General features: G+C 64.7%; 11 protein-coding genes. 8 read left to right on the plus strand and 3 right to left on the minus strand.

Features of this window, described 5'->3' with window-relative positions; translation table 11 throughout:
• The first annotated feature begins 9 nt into the window (after positions 1–9).
• Positions 10–1,242, plus strand: coding sequence for an ABC transporter substrate-binding protein (locus MLGJGCBP_RS32985; protein ID WP_160100927.1), 1,233 nt, complete (start codon positions 10–12; stop codon positions 1,240–1,242).
• Positions 1,243–1,650: 408 nt separating this feature from the next.
• Here the strand turns inward: MLGJGCBP_RS32985 and MLGJGCBP_RS32990 are convergent, their stop codons facing one another.
• The 3 genes from MLGJGCBP_RS32990 to MLGJGCBP_RS33000 all read right to left on the minus strand — a co-directional run bounded on the left by MLGJGCBP_RS32990 (position 1,651) and on the right by MLGJGCBP_RS33000 (position 4,460).
• On the minus strand, positions 1,651–2,424 hold the full coding sequence (locus MLGJGCBP_RS32990; protein ID WP_160100928.1) for an SDR family NAD(P)-dependent oxidoreductase: 774 nt from the start codon (positions 2,422–2,424) through the stop codon (positions 1,651–1,653).
• Positions 2,424–3,374 (minus strand): zinc-dependent alcohol dehydrogenase, encoded by a 951-nt coding sequence (locus tag MLGJGCBP_RS32995; RefSeq protein ID WP_160100929.1) that lies wholly within the window; start codon positions 3,372–3,374, stop codon positions 2,424–2,426. The genes MLGJGCBP_RS32990 and MLGJGCBP_RS32995 overlap by 1 nt, the downstream gene beginning before the upstream one ends.
• 510 nt (positions 3,375–3,884) lie before the next feature.
• Positions 3,885–4,460: a TetR/AcrR family transcriptional regulator gene (locus MLGJGCBP_RS33000; RefSeq protein ID WP_160100930.1), complete on the minus strand. Its 576-nt coding sequence runs from the start codon at positions 4,458–4,460 to the stop codon at positions 3,885–3,887.
• A gap of 135 nt (positions 4,461–4,595) precedes the next feature.
• On the opposite strand from MLGJGCBP_RS33000, the gene MLGJGCBP_RS33005 reads away from it, so the two are divergent.
• The 7 genes from MLGJGCBP_RS33005 (at position 4,596) to MLGJGCBP_RS33035 (ending at position 12,951) form a co-directional block, all read left to right on the plus strand.
• Entirely contained in the window at positions 4,596–5,495 is a 900-nt protein-coding gene (locus MLGJGCBP_RS33005) for an oxygenase MpaB family protein (protein WP_160100931.1), read from the plus strand.
• Positions 5,496–5,532: 37 nt separating this feature from the next.
• Positions 5,533–6,972, plus strand: coding sequence for an aldehyde dehydrogenase (locus MLGJGCBP_RS33010; RefSeq protein ID WP_160100932.1), 1,440 nt, complete (start codon positions 5,533–5,535; stop codon positions 6,970–6,972).
• Between the two features lie 230 nt (positions 6,973–7,202).
• Positions 7,203–8,378 (plus strand): CaiB/BaiF CoA transferase family protein, encoded by a 1,176-nt coding sequence (locus MLGJGCBP_RS33015; protein WP_236581498.1) that lies wholly within the window; start codon positions 7,203–7,205, stop codon positions 8,376–8,378.
• Between the two features lie 147 nt (positions 8,379–8,525).
• The gene (locus MLGJGCBP_RS33020) at positions 8,526–9,701 is read left to right on the plus strand and encodes an acyl-CoA dehydrogenase family protein (protein WP_160100934.1); all 1,176 of its coding nucleotides are present in this window, start codon (positions 8,526–8,528) and stop codon (positions 9,699–9,701) included.
• Positions 9,701–10,861 (plus strand): thiolase family protein, encoded by a 1,161-nt coding sequence (locus tag MLGJGCBP_RS33025; RefSeq protein WP_160100935.1) that lies wholly within the window; start codon positions 9,701–9,703, stop codon positions 10,859–10,861. Before MLGJGCBP_RS33020 ends, MLGJGCBP_RS33025 begins: the two co-directional genes overlap by 1 nt.
• Positions 10,858–11,274, plus strand: coding sequence for a Zn-ribbon domain-containing OB-fold protein (locus MLGJGCBP_RS33030; RefSeq protein ID WP_160100936.1), 417 nt, complete (start codon positions 10,858–10,860; stop codon positions 11,272–11,274). Before MLGJGCBP_RS33025 ends, MLGJGCBP_RS33030 begins: the two co-directional genes overlap by 4 nt.
• A gap of 153 nt (positions 11,275–11,427) precedes the next feature.
• Complete coding sequence (locus MLGJGCBP_RS33035; protein ID WP_160100937.1) at positions 11,428–12,951, plus strand: long-chain-fatty-acid--CoA ligase; 1,524 nt, start codon at positions 11,428–11,430, stop codon at positions 12,949–12,951.
• Positions 12,952–13,011 lie beyond the last annotated feature (60 nt).

Consider the following 13,011-nt stretch of genomic DNA (forward strand, 5'->3'; position numbering starts at 1 on the left):
GAGAAACCAATGTTCCCACGCACTTGGACCGTCCTCGTGGTTGCGGCCTGCGTCGCGGCGCTGGCCACCTCATGTGGAAAGGACCCGGTCAGCGACTCTCCGGGCATCTCTGACACCACCATCAAGATCGGGGCCCTTGTCGACCTCGGTGGGCCCTTCGCCGCGAGCGGCAAGGCGGCGGTGGTCGGCACCAACCAGGCCATCGCCGACATCAACGCCCGCGGAGGCGTGTGCGGCCGACAAATGGAACTCGTGGTCAAGGATTTCGGATACGACACCCAACGCGGCGTCGTCGCCTATGACGAAATCCACAACGATGTCCTCGCCCTGGCGAACATCATGAGCTCACCGCTGACCGCTGCACTGCGGGACAAGATCAACCGCGATCAGATGCTGGCATTCCCGACCGGGGCCAACTCGAACCTGCTCGGCGACCCGCACCTGGTCGTGCTCGGATCGACAATCGACGTCAGCGCACTCAACGCGCTCGACAACCTGATCTCGACCGGGGTGGTGAAACCAGGCGACACCGTCGGCACGGTCTTCCTCGAAGGCGACTGGGAAAACAGCGCGATGCAGGGCGCCACGTGGTACGCGGACAAGGTCGGGATTACACTCGCCGATCACCACATCAAGGCCACCGACCAGGATCTGAGCAGTCAGGTCACTGATCTGCGCAATCGCGGTGTCAAGGCCGTTCTGGTCGGCGCCTCCGGGCAGCAGGTCGCTACGATCGCGGCGCTGTTCGAGTCGACAGGAACCAACATTCCATTGGTCGGTGTCGGCCCGGCGTGGAACACCACGATGCTCGACACCGCTGCTGCACCGGCACTCGAACAGAACTTCACCCGCGTGTGGAACTCCCTGACCATCAGTGACGACGCGCCCATCGCCCACAAACTGCTCGACACCTGGAACAGTCAGTACCCCGGCACCCGGCCACAATCCGGAACCGGTATCACCGCCGGCTACGCCATCCCCATCGTGCTCGAACAGATCCTCGAACACACGTGCGGTGACCTGTCGCGGGCGGGCGTCCTCGCGGCACGCTCCAGGGTCGAAACCGCTGACACCGAGGGCATCTACCCACCGCTGGACTTCAGCGTTCCCGCGCACCCGAGCTCGGTCCAAGCAAACATCCAGTCCGTCGATCCGGCAGCACCCGACGGACTGTCCTCGGGACCGTTCTTTCAGAGTGACCTGGTTCTCGACTACATCAGCGACATGACTGCCAACAACTGACCGCTCGCCACTGTCACGCTGTCGGGGAGTTCGCGCGATCCTCGCGAGAACTCCCCGACAGCGTCTTCACAGCAGGTGAGTTCGCGCGCAATCCACCGCGACATCGGTCGCAGGCCGCCCAGGAGTACTGCCGATGTGCGACTTCTTCGCCGCAGGGGACCCGTGCAGGGAAGACCGAGATCGAGAAGCGGGGTTTGCTTGTCCGGGTGTTCGCATCGCCTGTTCGGCAGTAGTCACGGCCCGCACGGGATCGACTGCCGAAAGCCAGTGTCGGAAGGCGCGCCTGCGACTGCAGTCGAGACATGGACAGCGCAGACGGCGACAGTGTGAAGGCCGTGCTGCCACAGCGGTGGCGGCACGGCCTTCGGCTTGGATCGCGCCTCTTGTTGTACTGCGCGGGTCGGTCGGTCAGCTCGACAGATGAGCCATCACATCGGGGTACCTACGAAGATGTGCCCCACCGTTGATGTCGAGGACCTCGCCGGTCGTCCAGGAGGACGCGTCCGAGCCCAGATAGAGCACCGCTCGCGCAATGTCCTCGGGTGTTCCGTTGCGGCGGAGAGGTGTGTTGTCGGTGAAGTCGCTCTGGATGGCGGGAACCGATGTGAGCGGTGTGACGAGAGGCGTCTCCACCAGGCCGGGTGAGATGGCGTTGACTCGGATGCCGGACTCGCCGAACTCGAGTGCGGCGACCTCTGTGAGCATGGCGAGACCAGCTTTCGCCGCACAGTAGCCCGCGAATCCTGCGGCGGGTTGACGGGCGTTGAGAGAGGCGATACTGATCACCGACGATCCGCGTCCCATGACGCGGCCTGCATGCTTGATCGCGAAGAACGACCCGGTCAGGCAGAGATCGAGTGTCTGTTTCCAATCGGAGGCGCCGAGTTCGGTGATGTAGCCGGGGCGATTGATCCCGGCACAGTTGAGCATGATCTCGACGCTGCCGAACTCCGAGACCGCGGCCTCGAACAGTGACTGCACCGATCCCTCGTCGGTGACATCGACGCGACGTGCAGTAGCAGGAGTAGCGAGCTCGTCCACCCGCAGTTGCGCACCTGCGGCATCGATGTCGGCGATGACGACACGGGCCCCCTCCTGCGCGAGAAGGCGCGCGGATGCCCAGCCAATTCCTGAGGCACCGCCGATAACGACCGCCGTTTTTCCCTCGACCTGTCCACCCATCAGAGCTGTGCCTCCATCGTGAAATGCGCTTTGATTGAACCTGATTGGCCCGCTGCCAGCTTCTCGAAGACGCGTTCGCTCTCATCGAGGGAATAAGTGTCGACCCAGTCGAAACTGTGTCGGGCCGCGAGCTGGACTGCGGCGACGAACTCCTCGTCTGTGTAGGCGAAAGATCCTGCGACTGTGCGTTCGCCTACCACGATGTCCATCGAGGCGTTGAGAGAGGCCTCGGGTGCGTTGACACCGATCCAGACCGCGGTCCCACCTCTGCGTAGTGCAGCAAGCGATGCCGTGCGTGTGCCCGGCGTGCCCACCGCATCGACGACCAGATCGAAGGCTTCCTCGTCGAGCGTTGTGTCGACGGTGTCCGCACCCAGACGAGCGGCCACCGCGAGGCGCGCCTCGGACAGGTCTGTGATCGAGACCGTTTCGGCGCCGTCGTGGCGCGCGCACATCAGTGTTGCCAGGCCGATCGGACCCGCTCCGATGACACCGATTCTCTTTCCGGCAGCGCCACCGCCCCGGGCGAGGGCGTGGATACCGTTGGCCACCACTTCCGCCATGGCCCCAGCGGTCCAGGACGCCCCGTCGGGAAGCTCGACGATCCGGTCCGCGGGCACCACGACCGTCTCGGCCACGGCGCCACTGCGAGTGATCCCCATGATGTTGTTCGCAGTGCACAGGTTGGAGGCACCTGCAAGGCAGGACCCACATCCACGACACGGCACCTGCGGGTTCACCGCAACCCGACGCCCATCCTCGGTGACGCCTGCGAACTCGTGGCCGAGAACCGCGGGATACGGATACATACCGTCACTCACACCATGCAGGTCCGAGCCGCAAATTCCAGCGGCCTTGACCGCGACGAGCACCTCTCCCTCCCCCGGCGTCGGGTCAGCCAGATCCGACAGCACCACCTTCCCCGGCTCTCGAAAGAGCAACCCCTTCATCAGTACGCACCCTTCTCGGAGCACGCTGCCGCGGTCTCACGGCGCCAGGCGCCAACAACGACGAACAGAACAGCGACAGGCATGTGGGCTCCATCCGAACATCGACGAGCAGATTCCGGCACCAAGCCGGGGTGCAGCGCACCACGGCGCAGGCTATTTTGTGGCTCAGGTCTCGTCAATCGTTGACACATAGCCAATCATTGACCGCCTATGTCCGACGGTGGGAGAACTGACGTGACCGAGATCGGTCGCACCCGTAATCAACGGAAACCTTCGCGGTCGGTCGATTTACCTGCCACGAAAAGTTAGGTGCACTGACGCTCGTCGACGCCTCGGCGGGCCGAGAAGGAAGCGTTCATCATGCCTTACCCCGCTGCCGCGCAGCTGTTCTGGCGCTCTCACGCCCCTGGCGTGTACTGGGGGGCTCAGCCGGGGTCCGGGGAGTGGAGCTTCGTCGGCCCACCGACACGCGACTCAGGGGTGGTGGCCGCCTGTCGTGGGAGGGCCAGATCAGTCGAGCGTCGCGGCACGGCCGGGATTCTCGGACAAGCCTTTGTCGACGAAGACGTGAAAGGCCCACGCAAGCGCCTCAGGCGATTGATGTGTGCCACTCTCGTATCCGACGAGCAGGAACATCGCCACAGTTGCGTACTGCTCGGCGAGCGCGCGGTCGTTGGTGGCCTCGAAGTAGGCCTCGGCGATGAACGCCCTGCGCTCCTCGTCGGCTTCGATCTGGATCGCCTGAACACTCGGGTCGAGGGCAGCCCATACGCGGATCGCGGCCTCGGATGCGTGCGGGAGCCGCAGGGCGATCTCGACCAGGAAGGCCAGACGCTCGATCGGGTCGGCGATCTCTCGGGCGCTGCCGATGAAGCGATCGCTTTTTTCGGTGCGCCAATGGCGAATCAGGGCGGAGGTGTACTCGGCCCAGTTCGGGAACGCATGGTAGAACGACCCGGTTGTCGCCCCGACGGCCTCGCATACCGTCGCCAGCTTCAGTCCGGCATACCCCTTGCTGCCGAGCACCTCCAGGCCGGCCTCGAGGTAGCGCAGCTGCGCGCCTCGCGTGGGCGCCTTCTTTTTCATCCCATCCGAGCTCACACCCTGTTCTACCAGGCCAGGCTGAAACGACTCACATCACCAGTCTCACCAATATGTGACGTCTTGCACAAAACCGTAAGTAGACTTACGCTCTTCTCCAGATTGCCGAAGGAGAGTGACGTGACCAAACCCAATCGCAATGCCGGCCTGGATCCCGAGTCCGATTTCATGGAGATCTATCGGAACCTGGCCACCTATGAGTTCCCCTGGGACCTCAATCAGGCGCTGAGCTTCGCCCTGTTCCGTACATACGCAGTGCCGAGCGTCGGCAGACTGCTCTACGAGACCGGCGCGTTCACCGGGGGCACCCAGAAGCGTTACGACGACACCTCGATCCTTCTCGAGGTTCCCTTGCTCGAAGGCTTCGACAGCTCCAATGGCAAGGCGGCGATGCGGCGCATCAACCAGATGCATCACATGTACGACATCCCCAACGAGGACTTCCTCTACGTCCTGTCGACCTTCGTCGTCGTTCCGCAGCGTTGGATCCAGGATTACGGCTGGCGGCATTTGACCGACGATGAACTCCTCGCCTCCGTGCGTTACTACCAGACCCTCGGTCGCCACATGGGAATCAAGAACATCCCTGCCACGTACGCGGAGTTCGAAACACTCATGGACACCTACGAGGCCGAGCGCTTCGCCTACGACGAAGGAGCACGCCGGGTCGCGGACGCCACCAAGGACCTGCTTGCATCGTTCTACCCGCGGTTCGCGAAGCCGGTGATCGACATCTTCAGTCGTTCGTTGATGGACGAGCCGCTCCTCGCAGCGTTCAGATATCGGGAGCCCGGCAAACTCGCGCGACGCGTGTCGGTCGGCGGACTGCGGCTGCGTGCCCGCCTCGTTGCACTGCTGCCGCCGCGTAACACACCGCAGTACGTGTTCACAATGCCCCGAATTCGCTCGTATCCGAACGGTTTCGACATCAAGTCGATGGGGACCTTCGCGCCCGGCTGCCCGGTTCCACACTCGCGAAATCCCCAGCCCGCCCAACCCGAAACCACCCACTCGAACTGACGCGGGCCACGCGTCAACCACTTCCTCAGGAGAATTTATGGGACTCGACCGCCCGCATTTGTTCATCAACGGCAAGTTCGTTGCCGGCAAAGCCAGCGGAGTGGACGTCATCAATCCGAGCACCGGCAAGGTCCTCGGCACAGCCACCACCGCCAGCCCCACTGACATCGACGACGCCGTCGGCGCAGCGAACGCCGCGCTGCCCCTCTGGGCCGCCACCCCTGTGCAGGAGCGAGCCGACATACTCGAGCGCTTCGCCGCTGCCCTGGCCACCCGCGGTCAAGACACCGCTGCCCTGTGCAGCCAGGAGAACGGAATGCCGATCACGTTGTCGGCATCCGCGAACGGACTCGCACCCGCCGGGCTGCTCGGCATCTATGCAGGGATCGCACGCGAACTCACCTGGTCCGAGACCCGCCCCAGCCTGACCGGAGAAACCGAGATCCGCAGGGTTCCCGTCGGTGTCGTCGCGGCCATTTCCCCGTGGAACTACCCTCAGACGCTGGCGATGATGAAGATCGCGCCGGCCTTGGCGGCCGGCTGCACGGTCGTGTTCAAAGCGGCTCTCGAAACCGCGCTCGATGCGTTCGTTTTCGCTGACGCGGCGGTGGAAGCAGGACTGCCCGCCGGTGTACTCAACATCGTCCCCGCCGGTCTCGAAGCAAGCCAGCATCTAGTTGCCCACCCCAGCGTCGACAAAGTTGCCTTTACAGGGTCGACCCCGGCCGGCCGCGCCATCGGTGAGGTTTGTGGACGACTCCTGCGACCGGTCACGCTCGAACTCGGCGGAAAGTCTGCAGGTATCGTGCTCGACGATGTCGACCTCGACGTCCTCGCGCAGGGACTGTACGGCGCTTCCTTCCCGAACAACGGCATGACCTGCTATGCGAGCACCCGACTGCTCGTGCCGGCAAGCCGATACACCGAGGTCGTCGACACCGTGACCTCGGTGGTCAACGCGTTCAAGGTCGGCGACCCACTTGATCAGGACACCCAGATCGGGCCCATGGTCACGTCCACCCATCAGAAGCGTGTCCTGGGGTACATCGACGCCGGCAAGTCCAGCGCCGCACGTCTCACGACAGGTGGCGGGACTGTCGGCGATCTCGACGGCTACTTCGTCGAACCGACCGTCTTCGCAGATGTCGAGAACAGCGACACTATCGCGCAGGAGGAGATCTTCGGGCCAGTCCTGTCGATCATCAAGTACGACAACGAAGCCCAGGCCATTCAGATCGCCAATGACAGCGAGTTCGGCCTCGGCGGTACCGTATGGTCCACCGACACCGACCGAGCCGACAGCGTCGCCCATCAGATCAGGACCGGGACGGTGGGGATCAACTCCTACACTCTGGACCTGGGGTCGCCGTTCGGTGGTGTCAAGGCCAGCGGATACGGTCGCGAGCTCGGTCCCGAGGGCATCGAGCCGTACCTGACCTACCAGTCCGTCTACAAGACAGCACCGGCCACGGCATAGTTTCGCCGTCCCAGTACGCGTAACGAGCGGTGCTGCTGCGCCACGGCAGGTACCAGACCTAATCGTGACCGGCCGAGGTCTCCCCACTACCGAACGGTGCCGGCGGTTCAGTTGCGGACGCGACGACTGGGCGCAACATCACCACCTCAGGCACCACCCCACGAACCCCGGGTCGATACCCATGGTTCCGCAAGATGAGCGATCGATCACTAGAAGTTAGAGGACAGAACGTGTCTAGCCAGCAGACCAGCCGCCCACTCGACGGCATCCGAGTACTCGATCTCACCGCGAACGTCGCCGGTCCTCTGGCTTGTCAGGTACTGGCCGATCTGGGCGCCCACGTCATCAAGATCGAGCCGCCGTCGGGCGAAGCCGCCCGACGGATCACCAGCACAATCCCGGGCATCGAACACCTCACCCCCTACTTCGCCCCGAACAACCGCGGCAAGCAGTCCATCCGACTCGAACTCGGCACCGCCGAAGGCGCGGCTGCATTCCGCCGACTCGCGGCCGAAGCCGACGTGGTGGTGCAGGGCATGCGGCCCGGGACGATGGAACGCCACGGCCTCGGTCCCGACGACATTGCTGCCGTGAACCCCCGGTGCATCTACGCGTCCCTGTCCGCGTACGGCGGTGGAAGTCCTCTCGAGGACAGGCCCGGAATCGACATGACCGTCCAGGCCGAAGCTGGTTGCCTCAGTGCCCAACCGTCCGGCCAGGCGCCGCGTCTGATCCCCTTCCAGCTCGTCGACAGCGCGACCGGTCACGTTCTCGCTCAGGCCGTTCTCGGCGCGCTCCTTCACCGAGAACGTTTCGGCGTGGTCAATCGGGTCGAGGTCTCCCTCTACGACGTGGCATGCAGCCTCGCCGCCAACTATCTCACGCTGCAGCTGAACCTTCCCGCAGACACCTCCACCCACGCGCCGACCGGACGCCGGGCGGTCGCGGTCGAACCCTCGGGGGTCTTCCCCGCCTCGGACGGGCACCTGGTGCTCGCGGCGTATGTGCAACCCCACTGGCTCACGTTCGTTGCCCTCATCGGTCGCCCTGAACTCGCCGACGATCCCCGCTTCGCCGACCAGGCCGCGCGCTCGATCAACTCGAAGGCGCTGCGCGCCACCCTAGAGGCGGTGCTGAGCACGAGGACCGCCGATGAGTGGGTGGAGCTGTTCACCGCGGCCGGTGTGATGGCAGCGCGGATCAACACCTGGGGCGAAGTCGTCCACTCGGATCTGTTCGCACAGAGAGAACTGCGCGCCAAGGCCGTCCAGGACGGCAAGGACATCGACGTTCTCGCCACTCCCGCCCGCTACTCGACCTTCACCGCGTCCGCGGTCACTGCGTTGCCGGCACTCGGCGAACACGAAGCGGAACTGCTCACCGCCACCGGCGGCGCGCGGGTATAGCCGACACTGCACCCACAGCACGCCCCCCATCACCTCGATACCCGCCGTCATCATCAAACCTCGACACGCATATCCGCAATAGCTCACTGCCCCAAACGATTCGACATACCTCGCAGCGAATGCAGCACCATCGAAAGGTTCCACGACATGTCCGAGCTCTACTCCCGGCGCGCACTCTTCGACGACGAACACGAAGACTTCCGCGCGAGCTTCCGGGAGTTCCTCACCCGAGAAGTCACAGACCACATCGAGGAATGGGATGACGCTGGCGACATCCCACGGAAGATCTGGACCAAAGCTGGCGAACCGGGATTTCTGGGTCTGCCCGTGCCTGAGGATCTCGGTGGGGCGGGCGTCGACGACTTCCGCTTCCGTGTCGCGATGATCGAGGAGAGTGCCCGCGTCGGTGCGACGTCGCTGGCAGCGGGTTTCGCCACCCACACCGACATCACGCTGCCGTACATCATCGATCTGGCGACCCCCGAACAGGCGAAGCGGTGGCTGCCGAAGATGGCAACCGGCGAGTTCATCGGCGCTATCGCCATGACCGAGCCCGGTGCCGGGTCCGACCTCCAAGGTATCCGCACCACCGCACGCCGCGACGGCGACGACTGGATCCTCAACGGTTCCAAGACATTCATCAGCAACGGCATCAACGCCGACGTCGTTGTCGTCGTCGCGCGTACCAACAGCGCGCCCGACGCAGGCAGCACGGCATTCAGCCTGTTCGCGGTCGAAACCGGAACGCCGGGCTTCAGCCGTGGCCGGCGCCTGAAGAAGGTCGGTCTGCGCGCGCAGGACACCGCCGAGTTGAACTTCGACGACGTTCGGCTGGGTCCGGATGCACTGTTGGGTCAGGAAGGGCGCGGCCTGTACGCGCTGATGTCGCATCTGCCGCTCGAACGAATGAGTATCGCCGTCACAGCGTGCGCCGGCGCACGCGCTGCCCTCGCGTGGACCATCGACTACGTCCAGCAGCGCAAGGCGTTCGGCAAAACCATCGCCGATTTCCAGAACACCCAGTTCGCCGTCGCCGAGATGGTCACCGAGCTCGAGGTCACCCAGGCCTACGTCGACGACGCCATCACCCGGCTCAACCGCCACGACCTGTCCGCCGTCGATGCGGCGAAGGCCAAGTGGTGGGCCAGCGAGATGCACAAGCGCATCGTCGACCGTTGCGTGCAGCTGTTCGGCGGCTACGGCTACATGCTCGAGTACCCGATCGCGCGGGCCTTCGCCGACACCCGCATCACAACGATCTTCGGGGGCACCACCGAGATCATGAAGACGATCATCGCCCGCGACGTCCTGCAGGTGCGCTGATGACCGGGAGTGCAATCGTCGGTCTGGGAATGAGCGACCTGGGCAAGGTATACGGGCACAGAACCGAAGACCTTGCTGCGGTCGCCATCCGGAACGCCGTCGCCGACGCCGGCCTGACCATGAACAACATTGATGGCCTCCTCGTCAGTTCCGGTCTGAAGCAGGAACTGGACCCACAGTTCGCCGGCCATCTCGGTCTCCACGAACTCGGGTTGCTCGCAGCGGTCAATGCCTACGGCGCGACCGCGGGGGTGATGGTCGCCGAGGCGAGCAAGGCGATCGCAGACGGGACCGCCAACACGATCGTCTGTGTGTTCGCCGACACACCCCTTCGGGAGAACAAGCGCACCGGTGCTGCGTGGAGCTCGGCGGCCACGAATCTGTCCGGCTACCGCGGCTGGCAGACCGCGAGCGGCGCGGTGACGCCGAACATCCTCTACGCACTGGCCGCGCGCCGACACATGGAGACCTTCGGCACCACCGATGACCAGCTCGCCGCAATCGCGGTGGGCCAGCGTCAGTGGGCCACGGGCAATCCCCTCGCCCAGATGCGTGAGCCGATCACGATCGAGGACCATCACAACTCACCGTGGGTGGCGGACCCGCTTCGACGGCTCGACTGCTGCCTGGTCAGCAACGGAGCGATCGCGATCGTGGTGACCGGCGCCGACCGAGCTGTCGACCTGCCACAGCCCCCGGTGCACGTGTGGGGTTACGGCCAGGCGCACCGCCCTCGCTTGCTCGCCAAGGACTCCGCGTGGGGACTCGAAACCGGCGCCGTCGCGTCCGGAGCACAAGCGATGGCCCGAGCCGGCGTCACCCACGCGGACATCGACTTCCTCGAACTCTACGACTGCTACACCTACACCGCGCTCGTCACCCTCGAGGATTACGGCTTCTGCAACAAGGGCGACGGCGGCCCGTTCGTCGCCGAAGGACACCTCGCACCGGGCGGATCGCTGCCCTGCAACACCGGCGGCGGCCAGCTGTCGGGCTACTACATGTGGGGATTCACGCCACTGAGCGAAGCGGTAATCCAAATCCGCGGGCAGGGCGGCGAACGTCAGGTACCCAAGAACGACCTCGCGATGGTCAGTGGCAACGGCGGAATCCTCGAATACCACTCCACACTCATCCTCGGCAGGCTGGCTCACGCATGACCGACTTCCCCACCCCCGTCCGATCCACCCACGACAGCGCCGAGTTCTTCGACGCGGCCCGTCAAGGACGACTCCTGCTGCGCAGGTGCAGCGCCTGCGGCACGGTGCGCGCACCCCACGCCCCTGTCTGCCCCGCGTGCCACGAATCCGTCCACAGCACGCTCGACGCGGACGGGACCGGCACGCTGGTCTCCTGGAGCGTCGTGCACCGCTCACCGCTCCCGGATGTCACCGGTCCCTACGTCGTCGGAGTCGTGGAAACACGAGAAGGCCCCTGGTTGCCCCTGCGGCTGCTCTGCGCCGAAGACACCACGCTGCACGCTGGACAACGGGTTTCCTACACCAGCGCGCCCACAGGCGAGGACGGTGAACCCATCATCGCCGGAGTGCCCATCGCCGCGAACCAACACTGACCCGCGACCACCGGAGCCCGCGCAGTGCTGCGCGGGAAAGGGCCGAATTCCTTCCACCAACCCGCAGGCTACGTCGCCCGAAAGGTGAAGCACGTGCACTCGACAACCGAACACCGCCCCGAACAGCCCCACCTGGCGCGACGATCACACTGGATGAACCACGTTGAACGACACGCCGCCGTGCTCGGTCACCGCCCGGCGATCCGGTTCACCGGCTCGACCACAACCTGGACCGAGCTACGGGATCGAGTTCACCGCCTGGCGCAGTCCTTCGCGGCCCGCGGCATCACGTTCGGTGACCGCGTCGCCCTCATCACCGGGAACCGGCCGGAGTTCATCGAAACGGTGTTGGCTGCCAACCTTCTCGGCGCGATAGTGGTACCGATCAACTTCCGACTGACCGGACCCGAAACCACGTACATCCTCGCCGACTCCGGCGCAGAAATGGTGATCAGTGACGAACTAGGCACTCCGATCGTGGCTGCTGCCCTCGATGAACTCGACGACGCCCCCCAGGTGATCACTATCAGCAACGACGCCGCGGGGTTCGAGCAGTACACCTTGCTCGTCGACGAGGCGCAGACCGCACCGGTCGCGCTGCCGGACGTGCCGGAAGATGCCGCCGCACTGATCATGTACACTTCCGGCACCACCGGCAAGCCCAAGGGCGCAGTGCTGACTCATCTGAACCTGCAGGCGCAGGGAGTCACCGTCATGCGCGCCTTCCAGTACGTCGACGAGGCCGAAGTCAATCTCATTGCCTCGCCGTTGTTCCACATCGGCGCGATCGGTTCCGTTGTCCCGACACTCTTCGTCGGCGGCACCCTCGTCATCCACCCGACGCGGGCGTTCGCTGCGACCGAAATTCTCGACGTGCTCGAAAGCGAGGGCGTCACCAGCGTCTTCCTTGTACCGACTCAGTGGCAGGCAGTGTGCGCCGATCCCACGGCTGCAGCCCGAAACCTGACCCAGTTGAGGATCATGGGTTGGGGCGCGGCACCGGCCACCGACACTCTCCTTCGTCAGATGTCACAGACCTTTCCCAACGCATTGAGCGTCGCGCTCTTCGGGCAGACCGAGATGTCACCGGTGACCTGTGTACTTCACGGTAAGGACGCGATCCGCAAGCTGGGCTCCGTCGGTCGGCCGATCGCCGCCGTCACTGCTCGCGTCGTCAATCCGGACATGGAGGACGTCGCACCGGGGCAGGTCGGCGAGATTGTCTACCGCGGGCCGGGTCTGATGCTCGAGTACTGGAACAAGCCCGACGCCACTGCGGACGCATTCGAGGGTGGCTGGTTCCACTCGGGCGATCTCGTCCGCGTCGACGACGACGGATTCGTCTACGTCGTCGACCGAGCCAAGGACATGATCATCTCCGGAGGAGAGAACATCTACTGCTCGGAGGTCGAGAACGCACTCGCCGCCCACCCCGATATCGTCGAAGTCACTCTGATCGGACGACCGCATCCGGTGTGGGGCGAAACGCCGGTGGCCTACGTCGTACTCCGCGACGGTGCTGCCGCCCTCGACATCGAATCCCTTCGGAGCTGGGCATCCGCCTCGGTTGCGAAGTACAAGCTGCCCACCGAACTCCATCTCCTCGACGCGCTGCCGCGCAACGCATCAGGGAAGATCCTCAAGAATACGCTGCGGGACCACGTCCAACCGGCCTGACTACCGATCCTCCCGCCGCACTGCAGGACCCTCGCTTCGCACGCCGACCTGCGGTGTCGG

It is taken from the genome of Rhodococcus sp. T7 (genome assembly GCF_009872365.1).
GTDB lineage: Bacteria > Actinomycetota > Actinomycetes > Mycobacteriales > Mycobacteriaceae > Rhodococcus_F.

Coding starts and splice junctions, on each gene's coding strand:
- MLGJGCBP_RS32985 (WP_160100927.1), top strand. CDS start 10: ATGTTCCCACGCACTTGGACCGTCCTCGTGGTTGCGGCCTGCGTCGCG.
- MLGJGCBP_RS32990 (WP_160100928.1), bottom strand. CDS start 2,424: ATGGGTGGACAGGTCGAGGGAAAAACGGCGGTCGTTATCGGCGGTGCC.
- MLGJGCBP_RS32995 (WP_160100929.1), bottom strand. CDS start 3,374: ATGAAGGGGTTGCTCTTTCGAGAGCCGGGGAAGGTGGTGCTGTCGGAT.
- MLGJGCBP_RS33000 (WP_160100930.1), bottom strand. CDS start 4,460: ATGAAAAAGAAGGCGCCCACGCGAGGCGCGCAGCTGCGCTACCTCGAG.
- MLGJGCBP_RS33010 (WP_160100932.1), top strand. CDS start 5,533: ATGGGACTCGACCGCCCGCATTTGTTCATCAACGGCAAGTTCGTTGCC.
- MLGJGCBP_RS33020 (WP_160100934.1), top strand. CDS start 8,526: ATGTCCGAGCTCTACTCCCGGCGCGCACTCTTCGACGACGAACACGAA.
- MLGJGCBP_RS33025 (WP_160100935.1), top strand. CDS start 9,701: ATGACCGGGAGTGCAATCGTCGGTCTGGGAATGAGCGACCTGGGCAAG.
- MLGJGCBP_RS33030 (WP_160100936.1), top strand. CDS start 10,858: ATGACCGACTTCCCCACCCCCGTCCGATCCACCCACGACAGCGCCGAG.
- MLGJGCBP_RS33035 (WP_160100937.1), top strand. CDS start 11,428: ATGAACCACGTTGAACGACACGCCGCCGTGCTCGGTCACCGCCCGGCG.